Raw genomic sequence first — 18,576 nt, 5'->3', positions numbered from 1 at the left:
CCATGACCTATTCCGATGCCTACGATCCGCTGGACGGCATTGCCATCATCGGTATGGCCGGTCGTTTTCCGGACTCGCCGAGCGTGACCGAACTATGGCAGAACCTGCTCGCCGGGCATGATTGCATTTCACGGTTCGCGACGGAAGAGATCGAGGCCTCGCATGCCGACGACCCGCTCGCATGCTCGAAGCCGAACTACGTCGGGGCGCGCGGCGTTCTCACGGCGGTGGACGAATTCGACGAGGAGTTCTTCGGATTCACCCCGAGAGAGGCCGCCGTCCTCGATCCTCAGCAACGACTCTTCCTCCAGTCCGCGTGGTCGGCGATCGAGCATGCGGGCTACGACCCGCAACGCTTCGACGGACCCATCGGTGTGTTCGCCGGTGCGACGACCAACAGCTACTACTTCGAGAACCTGTTGTCGCGCCGGGACCTGACCGACCCCCTGGGTCCGGTGCTGATGATGATGGCCAACGGCAACGACTATCTCGCGACGCGCGCCGCGTACAAGTTCGATCTGAAGGGGCCGGCACTCAATCTCCAGAACGCCTGCTCGACTTCCCTGGTCGCGGTCTGCACAGCGGTACACAGTCTGCAGACCTATCAGTGCGACATGGCCCTCGCCGGCGGCGTATCCATCTTGTTGCCGCAGCGGCGCGGCTATCTGCACCAGGAGGGCTCGATCCTGTCACCCGACGGTCACTGCCGTGCCTTCGACCGCGACGCCGCGGGAACGGTGTTCAGCAACGGGCTCGGCATCGTCATGCTGCGGCGGTTGCGTGACGCGATCGAAGACCGGGACACGATCTATGCGGTCATCAAGGGCGCGGCACTGAACAACGACGGCAGCCAGAAGGTCGGATTCACCGCGCCGAGCGTCGATGGTCAGGCCGAGGTGATCTCGATGGCACAGATGCTAGGTGGCATCGACCCGGCAACCATCTCCTACATCGAGGCGCACGGAACAGGTACCGCCCTCGGCGATCCCATCGAGATGGCCGGCCTCACACAGGCATTCCGTGCCGGCGGCGCGGACGAGAACGGCTACTGCGCGATTGGTTCGATCAAATCGAACATCGGTCATCTCGACGTGGCGGCCGGTGTCGCCGGATTGATCAAGACAGCACTCGCATTGCATCACAAGGTCATTCCGGCCACCATCAACTTCGAATCGCCGAATCCGAAACTCGGCATCGAGAGCACCCCATTCTTCGTCAACGCCACGCAACGCGACTGGCCAAAAGGGAACACACCACGCCGGGCCGGTGTCAGCTCGTTCGGTATCGGCGGCACAAATGCGCACGTCGTCCTCGAAGAGTCGCCGCTGGTCGAATCGACAGCGCCCGGGTCGCGCCCCGAGCAGTTGCTGCTGCTCTCCGCATGCGATGCCGAGACTTTGGATCGCGTCGCACAGGACCTCAAGACCCACCTCGAGCAGGACCCGGTGACCGAACTCGCTGACATCGCCTACACACTTCAAGTCGGTCGCCGACGCTTCAACCACCGGCGCTCGCTCGTCTGCCGGGATCGCGCCGATGCGATCGCACTGTTGACAACCGCTGATCCGAAACGCGTCGACGATTTCACCGTCGACGACAGCACACCAGTGCGAGCCGCGTTCATGTTCCCCGGACAGGGCTCACAGTATGTCGACATGGGTCGGCGTCTGTTCGACACCGAGCCGTTGTTCAGAGATACGGTCGAATACTGTGCACGCGTGCTGGAACCGGAGGTCGGTGTCGACCTCCTCGGTGCGATCTATCCGGGTGAGTCCGACCGCGAGCATGCGCAGACACTCTTGACCAAGACCGCGATCACCCAACCGGCACTGTTCGCAATCGAATACGCGTTGGCCCAGTTGTGGATCTCCTGGGGTGTGCAACCCGATGCGATGATCGGGCACAGCATCGGCGAGTACGTCGCGGCGACCATCGGCGCCACCTTCGCCCTGGACGACGCGCTCGTACTCGTGGCGCGCCGCGCTCGCCTGATGGACGCGATGCCTGCCGGTGCCATGCTGGGCGTCCGCGCGTCTGCAGACGAGGTCGCGGCCGAGTTGACGAGCGGTGTGTCGATCGCCGCCATCAACGCGCCGCGACACACCGTGGTATCGGGCGATTTCGAAGCGATCACCGCGTTCGAAGCGAGACTGGACGCAAAGGGCACCGCCCACCGGCGGTTACACACATCGCACGCGTATCACTCGCCGATGATGGATCCTGCGCTCGACGCCTTCACAGACATCGTCGCGCAGATGCCGCGACGCGCACCGGACTTGCGCTGGATCTCCAGTGTCACCGGCCGCCCGATCACCGACGACGAAGCCGTCGATCCCGGTTACTGGGCCCGTCAACTGCGCGAGCCGGTGCAGTTCGCGGGTGGTGTCAGCCAGCTTGTCGATGCACACCGTGCACTGATCGAGGTCGGTCCCGGCCAGACCCTCGCGGCACTGGCTCGACAGAGCGACCAGCGCCTGCCACAGCAATTGATCACGACATCGCTGCATCCAGGACAGGACTGGCACGCGGATGTCGATTACATGCTCGCAGCCGCAGGCAAGCTGGCTGCCCGCAACATCGACCTTGATTGGCACACTTTTCACGGCAGCGCGCGCGGCCGAGTACCACTGCCCACGTATCCCTTCAGGCGCCGATCGCACTGGGTGGATCCGACGGCACGGAACGACGTGCGTGTCGCCCCAGGAAAGGCGATACCGTCTGTGCAGCACCCGCCCGCGGTCGCTCCTCGCACCGAACACCCCGTCGATGCCGGTGATCGCTCCGAGGCATTGTTGTCCCGGCTGCGGAAGGTGTTCGTCGATCTCTCCGGCGTCGATCCGGCGATTCTCACACCCGATGAGACCTTCGTGGAGATCGGCTTCGATTCACTGTTCCTGACACAGGCGGCCAGCGCACTCCAGAACGAGTTCGCGACAGAGTTCACCCTGCGCACTCTGGTCGAAGAGTCCCCCACGTTGACGCTGTTGATCGAGCGCATTCTGCCGACCCTGCCCGACATCGTGCCGACTGGCGCGGCTACAAATGCCCGAGCCGATGCTGAACGCGCCTACCGACCCGCGGACCGCGACGCCTGTGTCGCGTTCTTACGGGATTCGTTGCAGATGAACGATTTGCAGTGTGCCATCGTTCCGCTCGAGGCCGACGGCACGCGAACACCGATTTTCGCCGTGGGAGGGCACAACGGTGATGTGTTCACATTCCGCTCGCTCGTCACGCAGCTCGGGCCGGACCAGCCCTTCTTCGGCCTTCAGCCCCCCGGGCTCGCTGAAGGCAGCCAACCGCTGACTCGTGTCGAAGATCTGGCGTTCTACTTCGCCGAACAGATTCGTACGTTCCGACCAGCCGGGCCCATCGCAATCGCCGGCTACTGCGCCGGCGGCACGATCGCGTTCGAACTTGCCCGCCAGCTCGTGAATTCGGGGGTCGACGTCGCCAATCTGATCCTGATCGGCTCGCCGTACTATGCCGCGTACCGACGACCGCTGGCCTGGAGGACTGCACAGGCGCGCGACTACACGAACCGATTCGCGGCGCACGGGCGCACGCTGCACGGCATGTCCACGGCCGAGCGCGCCGGTTACATCGGCGCACGAGCGCGCAGGCGCCTCACCCGGGAAGCGACCACCGATCCGGTACTGGTTCGACGCGATGTTGTCGAGAAGTCGACATTGGAGGCAGTACGTTCCTATGTACCAGGGCCGTTCGACGGCCACCTCGACCTGGTGATTCCATGCGAGTCGTCGATGCGTTCGTGGATCCGGCCGTTGCGGTGGACCCGCCACGCCGCGAGCAGCACGGTGTACGTCGGACCCGACGACTGCGAAAAGGACACCATGCTCCTCCCCGGGAACGCCGCGAAGATCGCCGCCTTCATCACCGAAGCGCAGCAGCGCTCGACTCCGGTCAGGACGATCTGATGTGCGGCATCTGCGGCATCTGGAGTACTGGGGATCCGGACGCGGAAACTACTCGTATGGACCGCATGCTCGGGTCCATCGTCCACCGGGGTCCGGACGGTGCGGGGCGGTTCTCTCGTCCCGGCCTCGTCCTCGGAATGCGTCGACTGGCGATCATCGACCTGGCGGGCGGCGATCAACCGATCTTCAACGAGGACCGTTCCGTCGCCGTCGTCTTCAACGGTGAGATCTACAATTTCCGCGAGCTACGGGCCGATCTCGAGCGCGCCGGCCACCGTTTCACGACGCGGTCCGACACCGAGGTTCTCGTCCACGGTTACGAGCAATGGGGCGACGATATGCTCCATCGCCTCGTGGGGATGTTCGCCCTCGCACTCTGGGATGAGAAGCGCCGAAGGCTGCTCCTCGCCCGGGATCGTTTCGGAAAGAAGCCGCTCTACTACTCACGTATCGGGCAGGAGGTGGTGTTCGGCTCGGAGATCAAGGCGCTCTTATCCTCAGGAGTGCCCGCAGATCTCGACGAGACCGCGCTGCAGCAGTACCTGGCGCTGCGTTATGTCCCGGCGCCGCGAACGCTGTTCCGGACGGTGAGTCAGCTTCCGCCCGGTCACAAGATGGTCCTCGAGAAGGGTACGTGTGACGTGCAGCGCTGGTGGCGACTGCAGTACAGCCCCAAACTCGCGGTCACTCTCACCGACGCCGCCGCGGAAGTCGAGGACCTCATGCGCAGAGCGGTCGAACGACGCCTGGTGAGCGACGTGCCGGTGGGGTGCTTCCTATCGGGCGGGCTCGACTCGAGCACGGTCCTGTCGTTGATGACCGAACTGACAGATGAACCGGTGCGGACATTCTCGATCGGCTTCGATGAGGGCTGGTCGAGCGACGAACTGGGGGCCGCCCGCTCAACGGCGCACACGTTCGGTACACAACATCACGAGATTCGGATCGGACCCGACGAGTTCCTCCGACTCATGCCGACGGCGGTATGGCACCGCGACGAACCGTTGGCCGAACCGTCCGAGATCCCGTTGCTCGCGCTCTCCCGGATGGCTCGCGAGCATGTCACCGTGGTTCTTTCGGGAGAGGGCGGTGACGAACTATTCGGCGGCTACCCGAAGTATCGTGTCGACACTCTTCTGGAACGTGCCGGCCGACCGACCCGCGCCATCATCGGCGATCGACCACTCCACGCCCTCGCCGGCTGGCATCGTCTACCTCGGCGAGCTCGTTTGGCGGTCACCGCATTGGCGACGGACGCTCCCACTGAGCGGTGGCCGGCCTGGTTCGGCGCCGACCGCGTAGCGCGACTCTCATCGAACGGACGAAGGCCTCTCGCCGCCGCCCTGGCTGATATCGACGTTGATCTCGATCCACTCGATCGCATGCTCGCGTTGGATACCGAAACCTACCTGGTCGACAACCTGCTCGTCCGTGGGGACAAGATGACAATGGCCGCGTCGATCGAAGGCCGAATGCCGCTCCTCGACCACAATCTCGCCGAATATGCGGCGCGCCTGCCTGCGGAGTTCAAAGCCTCGCCGTGGACGACGAAGATCGTCATCCGCGAGATCGCACGAAGACGCCTCCCCGCAACGCTGTTGTCCCGCAAAAAGGTCGGGTTCTCGGTTCCGATAGCGTCGTGGTTTCGAGGTAGCCTGGGCGACAGCTTGGAGAGACTGACTTTCGGGCGCGACGCGCGCCCGTACCCGCTGGTGGACCCTGACCGTATCCGTCGCGCCTTGGCTCTGCACCGAGCGGGTCGTTACGACTTCGGGAAAGAACTCTGGAGCCTGCTGACGCTCGACGTGTGGGCGAGGATCTTCCTCGACGGAGCAGACCCGTCCAGCCTCACGTTCGATGCGTGACGCACTTTGACGTCTCCCGCGGCACGCGTGAGATCACCCGACGGCAGTGGACGATCCCGAACGCACCTGTGCGCACGGCCGGATGGCCATCAGCGACTTGGGCATGAGAAGAAAACGCTCACTCACGATGTGTGCGTCATAGAACAGTTCTCCCATCTCGGAACGGTCCAGCAGATACCAGTCCGGGCTGGTTTCCTTGACCCAGAATCGGTTAGTCAGTCCGAGAAACGGTACCAGCACACGCCTCGGCAACCATGCCACAAATGGCAGCCAACTGTGGCTCTCGATCGGAAAATGCCTGTAGGGAGTCTGGACAAAGTACCCTCGTCCCAGCCTGCGTACTTCGTCGGCGAATGCGCCCTGACGTTCCCGCGACTCACGACGAAACTGCCTGCCACTGCGAAGTTGCCAGACATCGGCCTTTGGGACGGTCACATGCTCGATCACCGACGAGCAGTACACGATGTCGAAATAACCGTCAGGAAACGGCAGGCGGCCGCACTCATCGATTGTCGTCGGCGCGAAACCATAGAGCTCGTAGCCCAACTCAACGGCTTCCTGATCGATGTCGGCGATGTGGACATTCTCCGGACGCACGTCTGTTCCACGTAGCACAGCATGAATGTTTGCACCTGATTCCGATCCCAGATCGAGGATCCGCGTGGTGGAATCCAACACAAACGACGACCGGAACATTGCGGCTCGGCGCTCGCGAGCGCGCGCCGACACGAAGCCGGCCGCCTTGCGCAGGTACGCCTTTCCACTACTCCCCCGTGTCAGAGCAGGACGATCTGACATGCCGACACCCCAGCTTCCCCGTGAATCAGATTCTCATGTAGGAGTTTCCGCACACCTGGCGTGCGGAACCACACGTTCTGCTATGCCCGCAAGTGTAGTCCCACCAGCTCGCGGCGAGGGCAATTTGGTCATCAAAAGGACGTCTGCGCCATGCCATTTCGGCATCAGTCACGTCACCGATGATACGTAAGGCGGACACCGTCGACTCGTAGGAGCCCGCCGCCGTGGAATGACGGCGATCACCACCGTTCCATGAGTGCTATACCGCTCAAGATCACGAAACTTGCTGCCGCAAAGGACTATCCGAATGCGCACCTCGCCGCGGCATGCCATCATGAATGGCGGCGAGATTATGGACAACCAATCGTAGAGGGCCTACGCTCAAACCGGAGGGTGAGGCCAATGAGCGACGTCACGAAGCCCACGTTGAACAGACGGAAAGTGCTGGCACTGCTCGGTGCGAGCGGCGCACTCGGCGCCGCGTACGCACTGCCCGGCGGTGGCGAAATCGCCGCCTCGGACGCACAACCGCCATTGAGCCACGCCGCAACGATCAACGGCTTCGGCGATCTGACCGCTGTGTTTGCGCCGGACTGGATACAGCCCGCGACCGCCGCCGACGGTTTCTCCACAGTGTCGACCCCTCTGGGTGACGGTTTCGAGTTCATCGTGCCGGATTCGGAGATCTCCCCGTGGGATTCGACATGCAAGTCGATCCTCGCGGTCAAGTACCCCGATACATCGCCCGTCGGAAGTGCGGAGCGCTGGACATTCCACATCCTCCTCCCGAAGCAGTCACTGATCGATGAATGGCACACCGGAGTGTTGTGGGAATTCCACACCAATACCTCCAGCGGGCATCACCTCAGCCTCAGCAGCGATTCGAGGTTCCGAATCGGCCGCGATATCGAACCCGTCGGCTCGAGGCCCGCATTCGACTACACGACCGGTCCTGCCGTGCCATGGGATCGCTGGATCAAGGTGACGATGGAACTGAAATGGTCATATTCTAACAACGGCTATTTCAAAGTGTGGATAGACGGCGTTCAGTACGTCAACGCAACTGCTGTAGCAACGGTTTTCACCGGTGATCCCTACCTCCAGTTCGGTTGGTACTCGACGCGCGGTGCCGGAATCACCAATAGAATCCGATTCGGAGGCATCCGCCGGGAAATACTGTGAGAAGCCACGCCGCGTGCCGCACTCGGGTGACAGTGGATTGAAGGCGAGACGCCATCATTTCACATCATCACGCGGGGTCGCTCTCATGAATGACCCTGATGGCTCGGTTCTTCACCGTACGAAGTCGCGGCCACAGCGAGGAGGACTTCAAGCTCTCGGTCGCGGCACGTTGCGCCGACCACAGTCGCGCCTGCAACGCATCGACCGCTACCTCGCCGTCGCAGACGGAAACCGAGTCCGTCATCGAGCGAAGTTTGTAGTCTTCATCGCCGACCCCCAGATCGATGCGCGTCAGCCCCTTGCTCGGGGCTGACGCGATCAACTCGCGCAACAAGATCCACCCGGGTGACACATGTGCATGAGGCCGGCTGAATACCGGGAACCACCAGTGCAGAACCTGACGGTCGCGCAGCCCGAAATGTGCGGCAAGAAGCGTGTCATCTGAGTATACGGCGGAAAGAACACCCTGAAAGCCGTCCACCTTGGTTCGCGCGAGCCGATGTACGAGGTCCCGATTTCGCGGCATCGCGAAGAAGTCATAGGCACCCGTAGCCCGGTATTGGGCCCGCTTGATCTCGATGAGGTGGTCCAGGAGGCCTTCATCCTGGGAATCCCACACCAGACGCACGTTGCCCAACTCGCGCTCGGCCTTGTTCGTGACCCTCCGCATCTTATGGCGCCCTTGCTTACCGACACGCGACAGGTAGCCCTCCAGGCCACCGTCGACGTCGATGAACGGAGACTGCTTCCGTTCCTTGATCCACGGGTCGAATTCGTTGTTGCACTCCTGGAGAAACTTGAACCGCAATGCACGTAATCCCGTTTGCCGCAGCAGTTCCAGTGGATCGATGATGACTCCGGGAGGCGCGATGGGGCCCTGGAAGTCAGACCCTGGGGTCAGTACCGGACGCGCCACCTTCCTGCGCACCTGCAATGGGAACCACACCTGGCGCTCTTCGTCCACAGCCACCGAAACATCACCGAACACCGCATTGACCGCACCTGCGAACGCCGGGTGGAAGAACGGGCTGTCGAGTGTCGGATCCGACTCACGAACCTGCCGCCACTTCTCCAACTCAGCCGCACCAAGCGCGCCAAAACTGGTCAATCTCCATGCCACAGTGCTCATTCAAGTAATCCTGACTAGTATCGGTGGGCTCTGTTACGGCAATCCGAATCTGCACGCGTACGCCCAAAGGTCGTAGCGGTGTGCAGCAAAAGCATGGTCAAGGTACTGACTTTCCGCACCTTGCCGATTGGTCCCGACCTGGTCTCGTATCGCGTTGACGACGACGCATGCTGCGGAGAAGACCATCCGGAGGACTCGCGGATCCTGGCCGGCAAGCCTCAACCAAAGGAGTTCGCCGAACTGGAACTCGACCGTATCGAGGAGACGCTCGTCCACCGGTATCCCGAGACGTTTCCGTTGTTCGAGCAGGACGGAAACGATCCAAAAGGCGTCGAGCGCAGACGCGCTACGGAGAACCTTACGTGTTATCCCGTCAGGATTGTCGCGGTAGTTGTATACCGGCTCACTGAGCGTCGTGTAGCGTCCGCACAGCGGGAAGAGCAGCAACGAGAAGATCGTGTCCTCGAAGTCCATTCCGTCGGGGAAGCGCACCGTTTCAAACATGCTCTTGCGTATGGCTTTACCCCAGGGATACCCGGAAAGATGCCGACCGGCAGGTGGTACACCCGAGGTGAAAGAATCGTATCGAACGTCGCCTGTCACCTTCCCCACTCCGTCTATGACCAGATAGCCACCCTGCACGATGTCGGCCTGAGTGGAAACTGCTGCACCGATCAGTAGCTCAACGCTGTTGCGCTCCAACCGGTCATCGCTGTCGAGAAACATGAGATACTTGCCTCGCGCTCGGGTGATCGCCCGGTTCCTGGCGGATGCCACTCCTTCATTCGCGACGCGAATGACGCTGACCTTGTCGCAGTTTCGGTATTCGTGGAGAATGGATCGAGTCTCGTCGGTAGATCCGTCGTCGACCACAATGATCTCGTATCGGAACACGGTGTCCTGGAGAAGAGCCGAATCCACGCATTCAGCCAAGTACGCCTCCGCGTTATAAGCCGGGATCAAGATGGATGCGTCGAGTTCGTCCGGTAGCAGCTCGAGCTCGACACCACACGAGAGTCCCGAGCGCGGTCTGATCGCCGCCAGCTGCTCTTCACATCCGGTCAGTACAGGTTCTGCCGATGGCCTCCGCATCACCTGCATCACCCAAAATCCAGTTCGCACAGCGATGTCGAAGATGCCGCAGGCTACTACGGCGGCGGTCTCAGACCTCGTCATCTCAGTGACGCGCCTGGAAATTCTATCTCTCATGATTGGAGCCCGAGGTCATGGTAGGGATATCACCGATCGCGCAGTTGCTTTACTGCTGAGAGCAACTCACGCCACGCGAGCGGAGCGCAGACTGCCAGTCCCGCAGTGTAGAGCGTGAAGAAGCCCGCACCTTCCAGCAGCAGCAGCCCGGCGCCCAGCAGGAAACCGTGTTGGTCTGAATTGATGACCGTATGTTCAAGGAATCCCATTGCGACGGTGATCACCAGCGCCAGCGGCAAGGGCGGGAGCAGTCGGTGAGCCAGTTCCGCGAACGTGACCCCAGCCAACGGACGAGCGATCAGCAAGCTGATCACGCCGGCACTCAAACACGAGATCGACAGGGCCAGCCCGACCCCCGCAACTCCGAGGGGCAACAACGCCAGCAGCAGTCCGATCGCCAGCACCGTACCCAGTAGCGTCACCCAGTGCAGGAGCCGGGTCCGGCCGATCCCCTTGATCGACTCCATGCCGACCGCCATCAGCGCCACCCCCGGGCCGATACCCGCGAGCGCCACCAGCATGACCCCGGCCCCTCGCCATGTCTCCCCGAGCAGAACCGCCACCAGCGGTTCCCCGGCGGCGATGATGAAGCACGCCACCGGGACCATCAGACACCACAGCACCTGCAGGGCTCGCAGGAAGGCCGAACGAAAGCGCTCCGGATCGGCGGCCAGCCGAGAGAAGGCCGGGAAGAGCACATAGGAACCGATCTCGATCACGGCCAGTTCCGGCAGGGCACCAAGTCGCCGACCATATCGGTAATAACCCAGAGCAGTGGCACTCAAGGCGGCACCGACCACCGCCGTCTCGAGTAGGTCCCGAGCACGGTTGACCACGGTCCACACCACGAGTGGCAACGAGAACCTGACCAGCTCCCGCCACAACGCGATTGATGGGCGGCCGACAGCCGCCACACGCCACCCGGCCAATGTCCAGGTCGCGACGAGCCAAGCGACAATCGAGCAGTAGGATCCGATGACCAGGCCCCAGACCCCGAACCCGTGCGCACACAGCGCGACGGAGCTCACCGCGAATGTCACTGCAACAACCGGTTGCACGATGGTTCGCGAGCGGAAGTCGAAGCGGCGCTGAAGAAGACCATCAGGCACGTAGGTCAAGGCATGCAGCACGATCGTTCCTGCCGACACGGCAGTGATGAGCCCGACGACATCGCTGCCGAAGATCCGTGACATCAGCGGTGCGCTGGCCACAGTCACGATGCCGGACGCGATGCCGGTGAGTACGGTCGCCCAGAAGATCGTCGCCGCAGCGTCGTCGAGCCGGTCCTCCCGCTGAACCAGGGCGTTGGACATGCCGCCTTCGGCAAAGGTGAGGAGAAAGGTTGACAGCACCGTGCCGGCGGCAAACCAGCCCACCTCTGCCGGCGACAGTAGCCTGGCAAGGATCAAGGTCTGGGCCAGCGACACCAGCTGGGTGAAGACCAGCATTCCGGTCGATATGGCTGCACCGCGGCGCAACGTGTTGGACAACGAGTCGGGCGCCTTCACGTCGAGCGAGTCCATGTCGGGTCCGGGTGGGCTACTCACTTGCCCACGATCCCGGTCGTGTCATCCAGGACGTGAGCCCTCGTGCCGGCGGATCGAGGTCCTGGCAACTCGGTGTGTGCGGTCGCCGCCGTACGCCGGCATACGTTGAGCGACGCGTGTACCGCGGCACGGGCACGCACCGGCGGCCGACCCTGTGATGCGCGGTACGAGAGCAGGTCAGTCGCATAACGACGACCGAATCTCATTCCCTCCAGCTTCGTGGCATGTAGCAACACCCGATCCCAGGCGCGCGCCGCGGCACGCGCGAGCGCGTCGGGCGCGTATCGGCCGCTACGCTCATTGGCTCGCTCGACATCCCGCATCCATCGCCGCAGGGCCAGCAGCCGGTCGAAGCTCAGTGCTCCTCGGCGCTGCGTACCGAAGTGAATGAGCGCGGCCATCAGGGCAGGATCGCAGGCTTCGGTTGCCACGCCGACATCCCGCAGAAGCAGCCGCTGGGTGACCAAGGTGTCGCGGCACACCTGGTCCAGCTTCGTGCCCATGATGCCGCCGGGCGACTCGCGGTAGTCCACGAGTGCAGCACGTACCATCGCGACGCTGTGATGGCGCGCCACATCGGCGGCCATCGCGTAATCCTCGGCATAGATCGGACGGAAGCCGCCTGCAGGGATGGCGGCTCTGCGCAACATCTGTGTCACTGCTGGAAACGGGTTGTTGAACAACATGAATGGCTTCAACGATTCGTCATCGAGTCGCCAAGCGTCGATGCCACGCTCGACCCGTCGACCGTGGACATCGATACGATTCACCAAGCAGCCCACCAGACCGAGGTCGGGTCTTCCCTGGAAGGCTCGCAACTGGCGGGCGATGCGGGTGGGTCTACTGACGTCGTCGGCATCCAACAGTGCCACGAATGGGCCACGTGACAGCGCGAGCCCGGCGTTACGCGCCCCTGCCAATCCCGCGTTCCGACGCAGCAGAAAGATCCCCAGCCGCGAGTCGTCGATGTCGAGTACTGCACCAGCGGAGTCATCGGGTGAGGCGTCATCGATCACGATGACCTCCAGATTGTGAAATGTCTGGTGCAGCAGGCTGTCGACGGCCTCCCGCAGAGTCTCCCGAGCCTGGTAAGCGGGGACGATGACCGACACTGCCGGCGTTCTGACGGCGACAGGTCTGAGGGTCGTGTACTCGGGTAATGAGTTCACACCGAGACCCCCTGTCGGTTCACTGACTTCGACGATGCGGCACCGAATCGACGCAGCGGAGGTCCGAATCCCGACACCTTCAGCCGGAACATCGCAAAGGACAGATTGCTCCCGATCCCGATGCGCGGCAGCGCAAGAGGGTCGGACTGACCATCCGCAAACCCGTGAATCGTCGCCAGTGACCAGCGGACACCATTGCGGCGCAGTGATTCCCGCGAACGATGATCGAAGTCGTCCGGCCCTCCGTTCGGGTAGGCGAAGATCTGTGGCGCGCGTCCGGTCTCGCGTTCGACCACCGCACAGGATTCCGCAATCTCGAACTCGACCTTCTCGTCGGAGCACCGAGAGAGGATCGGATGAGTGACCGTGTGCGGGTAGATGTCGACCAGACCATCCCTCGTGACGGTGCGAGCATCATCCCACGAAAGCATCTCGAACGGTCCTCCGTACGCGTCGAACGCGGGACCGAGAGCGGCAACGAGCGACTCGACCCGGGCGATCCGCTGCGCGTCGGGCAATCGTTTGAAACATTCGATGACCTCATCGCGCGTATGAAAGCGGTCGGCGTCGTCACGAAGCGAGCGCACTCCCATGCCGTCCTCGGTGAGGTCGATCTCGGTCGCCGCGGTCCGGCCGAAGGCGAGGAAAAGCCTATCGGGCCACAGCGCCTCACCGGTTCCCATCGGCCCGGTCGCGACGAAAACCGAAGCGGGCAATTGCAAATCTCGTAGGACGGGGGCGGCATGGACGGCCAGGTTTCGGGTTCCGTCGTCGAACGTCAGCGCCGCAGCACGGTCCGGCAACGAGCCGTCACGCAGTCGTTCCAGAGCCTCCTCGAGCGGAAGAACCGTGAAATGCCGTCGGACGTACTCCAACTCACGCCGCAGCGTCGCGGCATTCGTCACGTAACCGCACGGGGGATCCATCGGCTCGCCTTCAACTCCGTGGAACATCAGGATCGCCAGTCGCTTCGCTTGTCTCCGGCGGTTGCGTGCGGGACTGCCCGTCGCGCAAAGGACACGGGCCAGTGCATCTTTCGCGGTAGCACGCACCTGGGTGCTACGCAACCGGCCACGCCACTTCCTGCCGGAACTTGTTGGGACAGCCATGCGCTACGCCTCCTGACTCAGTGCTGTTCGGTATGCGTCGACGGTCAGCGCGGCGACCCTGTCGGGGCTGTACCGGGCCTTTGCGACCTCATGCCCGCGTGTGCCCATCCGCAGACTGAGATCTTCGTCTTGCAGCACGGTCAACAATCGGTCGACCAGCTTGGCTTCGTCCTCGGATTCGACAACGAAACCGGTCGCCCCGTCGTCGACCATCTCCGCGATACCACCGACGCGGCTTGCAACGACGGGCTTCCCGGCAGCCATGGCCTGCGCGATGATCGTCGGAGCAGTCTCCTGGCGCGAGAACAACACGACCGCCCTTGCCCGTGCGATCTCGTGCCGCATCCGTTCGTTGTCGACCTGGCCGACCATGTCGACACGGTCGTGCACTCCCAGCGATGTCACCCGCTCCCGAACGCGTCGGGCGTAGTCGGCGTCCGGCTGCGGCCCGACCAGCGCAAGTCGCGCGCCGGGCAAGATCTTGACGATCTGCGCGAACGCGTCCACCAGACCGAGCTGATTCTTGCGTGGGGTCAGCGCCCCGGCACACAGTAGACGCGGCTCAGTCGGTGCCGGTGGCGCCGACGCGAAGAACTCCCAGGACGTCGCATTCGGAATGCTCAGCAGTTTGCCGCGGACCATGCCGGCCACTTCTTCAGCGTCGTATCGCGATATCGAAACAACCACCTTCGCCCGCCGCAGTACACGCTGGGCAACATGTCGAATCAATTTCTCTCGCAGATACTTCCAGGCCGCGGGACCTCCGAAGAGACGACACTCGACGTAGGTGATGCCGTGCACCGTCACCACACATCTCGGGCTGCAGCGCGTGGCGATGTCCCCATCCACGTTGATCTCCTGAGCGTGGATCACGTCGGGTTTGACCTGCGCGATGAGCTTGCGCGCCTTGCGGAGGTCCAGTAGGGCGCCGGTGAGCATCCGGAGCCGATTCTGCGCACGCACATAGTGGATTTCGACCTTCGTCGACTCGCAACGGAAGGGTGTCGGCGCGTCACCGTGGTGAAAGCACAGTACGGTGACGCTGTCGATGTCGTCGCGTTGTGCCAGCGCCGGGACCAATGTGCTGGTCGCCGACTCGACGCCCCCGTTGACGACACCCTGCTCCAAGGGATAGACGCCGATCATCAGTACTTTCAGGCCCATGGGACTCGCCTACCAACCGATGCCCTGGTAATTGCTGGCGGCGCGGAGTTGCTCCGCGTCCGGTAGTCGTACGAGGTCGACGATGAACTGTCCCGATCCGGCCCGCGCAATCGCCTCGGCCACGCAGGTTTCACGCGACCCGGCGATCAGTACATCGCCATGCTCGAGAACTGCATCGACGTCGTCGGTGAGCAGGTCGCCGATGTGCGGCAACTGCTGACGGATGTACGTTCCGTTCGCGCCCGTCAACCGCGACAGCACGACGTTCGCATCGTAGATCTTGACGTCGAACCCCTTGCCGATGAGGCGTTCGGCGAGTTCCACCATGGGACTGTCCCGGAGGTCGTCGGTTCCGGGTTTGAACGACAACCCGAAAATGCCCACCTTGTGGCGGCCGGTGCCGAGCACGAGGTCGACAGCGCGGCGCATCTGACTCTCATTAGAAGTGAGTAGGTTCGCCAACAGCGGTACATCGAGATCGTTCCGGCGCGCGATGTGGGTGAGTGCGCGGACGTCCTTGGGCAGGCATGAGCCGCCGAAGGCGAATCCGGGCTTCAGATAGGCGGAGCTGATGTTCAGCTTGGTATCTGCGAGGAAGACGTCCATGACGGCATGTGAGTCGAGAGTCAAGGTCGAGCAGATCGCCCCGATCTCGTTGGCGAAGTCCACCTTGAGCGCGTGAAAGCTGTTGTCGACATACTTGGACATCTCGGCCACCCTGATCGGCACCCGGAACTGCCTACCCGGCAGGCCTTCATAGAGACCGAGCACCATATCCGCGCTTCGTGTGTCCGACGCGCCGACAACGGTTTTCGGCGGATCGAAGAAATCTCGGACACTGGTTCCCTCGCGCAGGAACTCCGGGTTCACGCACACACCGAAGTCGACGCCGGCCCGTTTACCCGACGCCAGTTCCAGCCGTGGGATGAGCAGGCTCTCACACGTCCCCGGCACCATGGTGCTGCGGTAGACGACGACGTGCCAACCGTCCTTGTCGGCCAAGGCGGCACCGATCTCATCGGTGACGTGTTCGAGGAATGCTGTGGACAGGCCTCCACCCGAACCGGATGGAGTGCCGACGCAGACCAGCGAGAGGTCTGTCTGCGACACCGCCGCTGTGGCATCCGGGGTGACGACCAGGTCGCCCGCGGCAACCACTTCGGCGGTCAGGTCGCCGATTCGCTCCTCGATCACCGGCGACCTGCCACGGCGGATGGCATCGATCTTGTCCGGATTGATCTCCACACCGGTCACCCGATGTCCCCGCGACGCGAGGCACGCCGCACTCACACAGCCGACGTACCCGAGCCCGAACACGCTCACCGAAACCGAATCACTCACGATTTGCTCACCAACCCCAGATCGGAAGAAGAGGACACCATCACTGCGCCGTAGGCACTCGTATCGATCGTCAACTCGCGCCGGACGCCCGACTCGGACCACCGAGCGAGCAACGTCGAACCGTCACGGACGATCTCCGCTGCTGCTATCACGGCAGAATCGCCTACCCTCAGCAGCGACAGAATCGCCATCGGTGCCGCTGCCCTGGCGCGCACCCCGACCAGCCACGCGGGAGTACGCGCCTCGAGCCGGTCCGACCACCATCCTAGGTTCGCGTCACCGTCCGCACGCACCTGCTCGGTCTGGATCGGCGCCGTTGCGGCGTAGCACAATTCCAGGACGGGACGGCAGTCAAGGCTGACCGCATGACCGTCCGGCGTGGCTGTAGATTCCAGCGCTGGATGCAATGGCCACGACACCGCCACGCCGTGGTCGGACCGGCCGTCCACCAGATCGACGACGACTGCGGTCGCGTCGCCGGGCGGTGCGATGAGCCACCGCCGGTGCACCACCGGATCATCGAGTCGGCAGTAGCCATCATGTTCCGCATCGACGACACCGCGGACGAGATCAACAGAGTACAGCGTGATTTCGGCGTGCCGGCGCCAGTAGAAGGCGCCGCCGAGGATCGACTGGTCGACATCGTCGACGCATACGGTGGGATGGGCGCGCGTGCCTCGATGCACATTGCGCACGGTCGGGTTTCCGTAGAAACTGCCGGTCCCAGGATCCACGATGAGGTCGTGTCCCCGGGCGCTGACCGTGACGGCAAGGGCATCGGCGTGCCCGTGCGCGGCGGTGGACAGGTAGCCGAGGGGCCCGACATCCATCGTCAACCGCCGCCGGTCACTTCGCAGCACAACCAGTCCACCGTACGGTGCGTAGGAGCTCGGCAGCGGTTCGCCGCCGCCGACGACCGCGACGGACTCGCCCGCGGACCTGCGCAACGCGGCAGCGAACCATTCAGCGGTCAGCGTGAATCCGCCATACCTCGCCGCGGTCGCGCTTCCCGTGATTGCTGCCACGATCCCGAGATGCTGGCGTACCGTCCGCTTCGGTTCGGCTCCCAATCTGAGCGCGAAACTGTCGTCGTCGTCCCCGTATCGCGGGTCGGGGTCCTCGGATCCGACGAGGGAGACGAAGTACTGTGCACCACGATCGAGGGCGGATACCAGTTCAGGTGGCACCCGATCTCCTCTGAGCTGCAATATCATCACCACCACGCCCAGCAGTTCGGCGGCGAAGATCTGATAGGAGACCGACTGTTCGGCACCGGCACCGTCAGGGAGGATCAATCGCGTCGATTCAGCCGCGAGACAGTCCAGCGCCCGATGGTAGAGAGCTGCGGGAGCGGCCAATTCGGGGAACAACAGATGCACGACCACCAGTCCGGCCAGCTCGCCGATCAGGTGGTTGTTGGCCGAGCTATAGCGAGATCGCGCGCGCCAGCAGTAACGGGCGCTCGCGTCCAGCAGACGGACCACACGACGGTACCGGTCTCTGTTCAGATCAGGCGAGTTCCGCAATCCCTGCACGGCGATGGCCACGGAGATCGCTCTGACACCCGCCTCGAACGCACCGCGCCAGGCGATTCCGCTGCCGATCGGGTTCTGGGCAAGCCAAGAATCAAGCTGCGCAAAAGCCGCTTCGGCGTATCGCGGGTCACCGGTGAACAACCACGATTCGGCCAGCACCGGCAGCTGCTGCAGGCGATTCAGCTCCCAGATCCATTTCGGGTCGCTCTCCGCCGTCCGATGATCGACCTTCGAGCCTGCGATGGCCGGCCAGTGGAAGTCGGTGATCGGATCATAGTTCCAGTCCACGACGGCACCGACGTTCACACTCCGATAACCGAAGTATGCGCGCTCGCCGGCGAGCACTCGGTCGGCTTCGGCCACCAGACGAGCAACCGCCGCTGGTCGTTTGGCGGCGAGCTGCTGTGCGAGAGCCGCGTCGAGGAGCACCGGCCGCTCTTCGTCGTCGCGGAACCGCTGCAAGAGTTCGTCCCAGTCGGGTGCTTGAGGTTTCAGAATTCTGAAATCCGCACGCTCGCGCAGTCCTTCACGGCAAACCAACTTGTCGATAGCACCGCCTGCACGCCAGATCATCTCGTGCGGCGACATCG

General features: G+C 63.2%; 12 protein-coding genes. 3 read left to right on the top strand and 9 right to left on the bottom strand.

Translation table 11 applies throughout. From position 1 onward, the window contains the following. Nucleotides 1–2 precede the first annotated feature (2 nt). Together ACLBYA_RS13790 and asnB are read left to right on the top strand one after the other, a co-directional pair. Nucleotides 3–3,938, top strand: a complete 3,936-nt coding sequence (locus tag ACLBYA_RS13790) for a type I polyketide synthase (protein WP_447709982.1) — start codon at nt 3–5, stop codon at nt 3,936–3,938. Beyond that, nucleotides 3,938–5,803, top strand: coding sequence for an asparagine synthase (glutamine-hydrolyzing) (gene asnB, locus ACLBYA_RS13785; RefSeq protein WP_447709981.1), 1,866 nt, complete (start codon nt 3,938–3,940; stop codon nt 5,801–5,803). The genes ACLBYA_RS13790 and asnB overlap by 1 nt, the downstream gene beginning before the upstream one ends. 33 nt (nt 5,804–5,836) lie before the next feature. On the opposite strand, the gene ACLBYA_RS13780 is transcribed toward asnB, so the two are convergent. Then, complete coding sequence (locus tag ACLBYA_RS13780; protein ID WP_447709980.1) at nt 5,837–6,601, bottom strand: class I SAM-dependent methyltransferase; 765 nt, start codon at nt 6,599–6,601, stop codon at nt 5,837–5,839. Nucleotides 6,602–7,003: 402 nt separating this feature from the next. On the opposite strand from ACLBYA_RS13780, the gene ACLBYA_RS13775 reads away from it, so the two are divergent. Continuing rightward, nucleotides 7,004–7,783, top strand: a complete 780-nt coding sequence (locus ACLBYA_RS13775) for a heparin lyase I family protein (RefSeq protein WP_447709979.1) — start codon at nt 7,004–7,006, stop codon at nt 7,781–7,783. A 67-nt stretch (nt 7,784–7,850) separates the two neighbouring features. Here ACLBYA_RS13775 and ACLBYA_RS13770 read toward each other — a convergent pair whose 3' ends face one another. From ACLBYA_RS13770 to ACLBYA_RS13735, 8 genes are all read right to left on the bottom strand, one after another. Then, nucleotides 7,851–8,912 (bottom strand): GNAT family N-acetyltransferase, encoded by a 1,062-nt coding sequence (locus ACLBYA_RS13770; protein ID WP_447709978.1) that lies wholly within the window; start codon nt 8,910–8,912, stop codon nt 7,851–7,853. 33 nt (nt 8,913–8,945) lie between these two features. Further along, complete coding sequence (locus tag ACLBYA_RS13765) at nt 8,946–10,088, bottom strand: glycosyltransferase family 2 protein (RefSeq protein ID WP_447709977.1); 1,143 nt, start codon at nt 10,086–10,088, stop codon at nt 8,946–8,948. Nucleotides 10,089–10,150: 62 nt separating this feature from the next. Beyond that, nucleotides 10,151–11,644 (bottom strand): oligosaccharide flippase family protein, encoded by a 1,494-nt coding sequence (locus ACLBYA_RS13760; protein WP_447709976.1) that lies wholly within the window; start codon nt 11,642–11,644, stop codon nt 10,151–10,153. A 20-nt stretch (nt 11,645–11,664) separates the two neighbouring features. Next, nucleotides 11,665–12,780, bottom strand: coding sequence for a glycosyltransferase family 2 protein (locus ACLBYA_RS13755; RefSeq protein WP_447709975.1), 1,116 nt, complete (start codon nt 12,778–12,780; stop codon nt 11,665–11,667). A gap of 53 nt (nt 12,781–12,833) precedes the next feature. Next, on the bottom strand, nt 12,834–13,904 hold the full coding sequence (locus ACLBYA_RS13750; RefSeq protein WP_447710158.1) for a polysaccharide deacetylase family protein: 1,071 nt from the start codon (nt 13,902–13,904) through the stop codon (nt 12,834–12,836). Nucleotides 13,905–13,949: 45 nt separating this feature from the next. Further along, nucleotides 13,950–15,110 carry a glycosyltransferase family 4 protein gene (locus ACLBYA_RS13745; protein WP_447709974.1) on the bottom strand — a complete coding sequence of 387 codons (1,161 nt, stop codon included), beginning with the start codon at nt 15,108–15,110 and terminating at the stop codon, nt 13,950–13,952. 9 nt (nt 15,111–15,119) lie between these two features. Further along, nucleotides 15,120–16,451, bottom strand: coding sequence for a nucleotide sugar dehydrogenase (locus ACLBYA_RS13740; RefSeq protein ID WP_447709973.1), 1,332 nt, complete (start codon nt 16,449–16,451; stop codon nt 15,120–15,122). Beyond that, complete coding sequence (locus tag ACLBYA_RS13735) at nt 16,448–18,574, bottom strand: alginate lyase family protein (protein ID WP_447709972.1); 2,127 nt, start codon at nt 18,572–18,574, stop codon at nt 16,448–16,450. Before ACLBYA_RS13735 ends, ACLBYA_RS13740 begins: the two co-directional genes overlap by 4 nt. Nucleotides 18,575–18,576: the final 2 nt, after the last annotated feature.

Source organism: Mycobacterium sp. C31M (genome assembly GCF_053345865.1).
This window is presented reverse-complemented; position numbering and strand designations above follow the sequence as displayed.

Coding starts and splice junctions, on each gene's coding strand:
- ACLBYA_RS13790 (WP_447709982.1), top strand. CDS start 3: ATGACCTATTCCGATGCCTACGATCCGCTGGACGGCATTGCCATCATC.
- asnB (WP_447709981.1), top strand. CDS start 3,938: ATGTGCGGCATCTGCGGCATCTGGAGTACTGGGGATCCGGACGCGGAA.
- ACLBYA_RS13780 (WP_447709980.1), bottom strand. CDS start 6,601: ATGTCAGATCGTCCTGCTCTGACACGGGGGAGTAGTGGAAAGGCGTAC.
- ACLBYA_RS13775 (WP_447709979.1), top strand. CDS start 7,004: ATGAGCGACGTCACGAAGCCCACGTTGAACAGACGGAAAGTGCTGGCA.
- ACLBYA_RS13770 (WP_447709978.1), bottom strand. CDS start 8,912: ATGAGCACTGTGGCATGGAGATTGACCAGTTTTGGCGCGCTTGGTGCG.
- ACLBYA_RS13765 (WP_447709977.1), bottom strand. CDS start 10,088: ATGACGAGGTCTGAGACCGCCGCCGTAGTAGCCTGCGGCATCTTCGAC.
- ACLBYA_RS13760 (WP_447709976.1), bottom strand. CDS start 11,644: ATGGACTCGCTCGACGTGAAGGCGCCCGACTCGTTGTCCAACACGTTG.
- ACLBYA_RS13745 (WP_447709974.1), bottom strand. CDS start 15,110: ATGGGCCTGAAAGTACTGATGATCGGCGTCTATCCCTTGGAGCAGGGT.
- ACLBYA_RS13735 (WP_447709972.1), bottom strand. CDS start 18,574: ATGTCGCCGCACGAGATGATCTGGCGTGCAGGCGGTGCTATCGACAAG.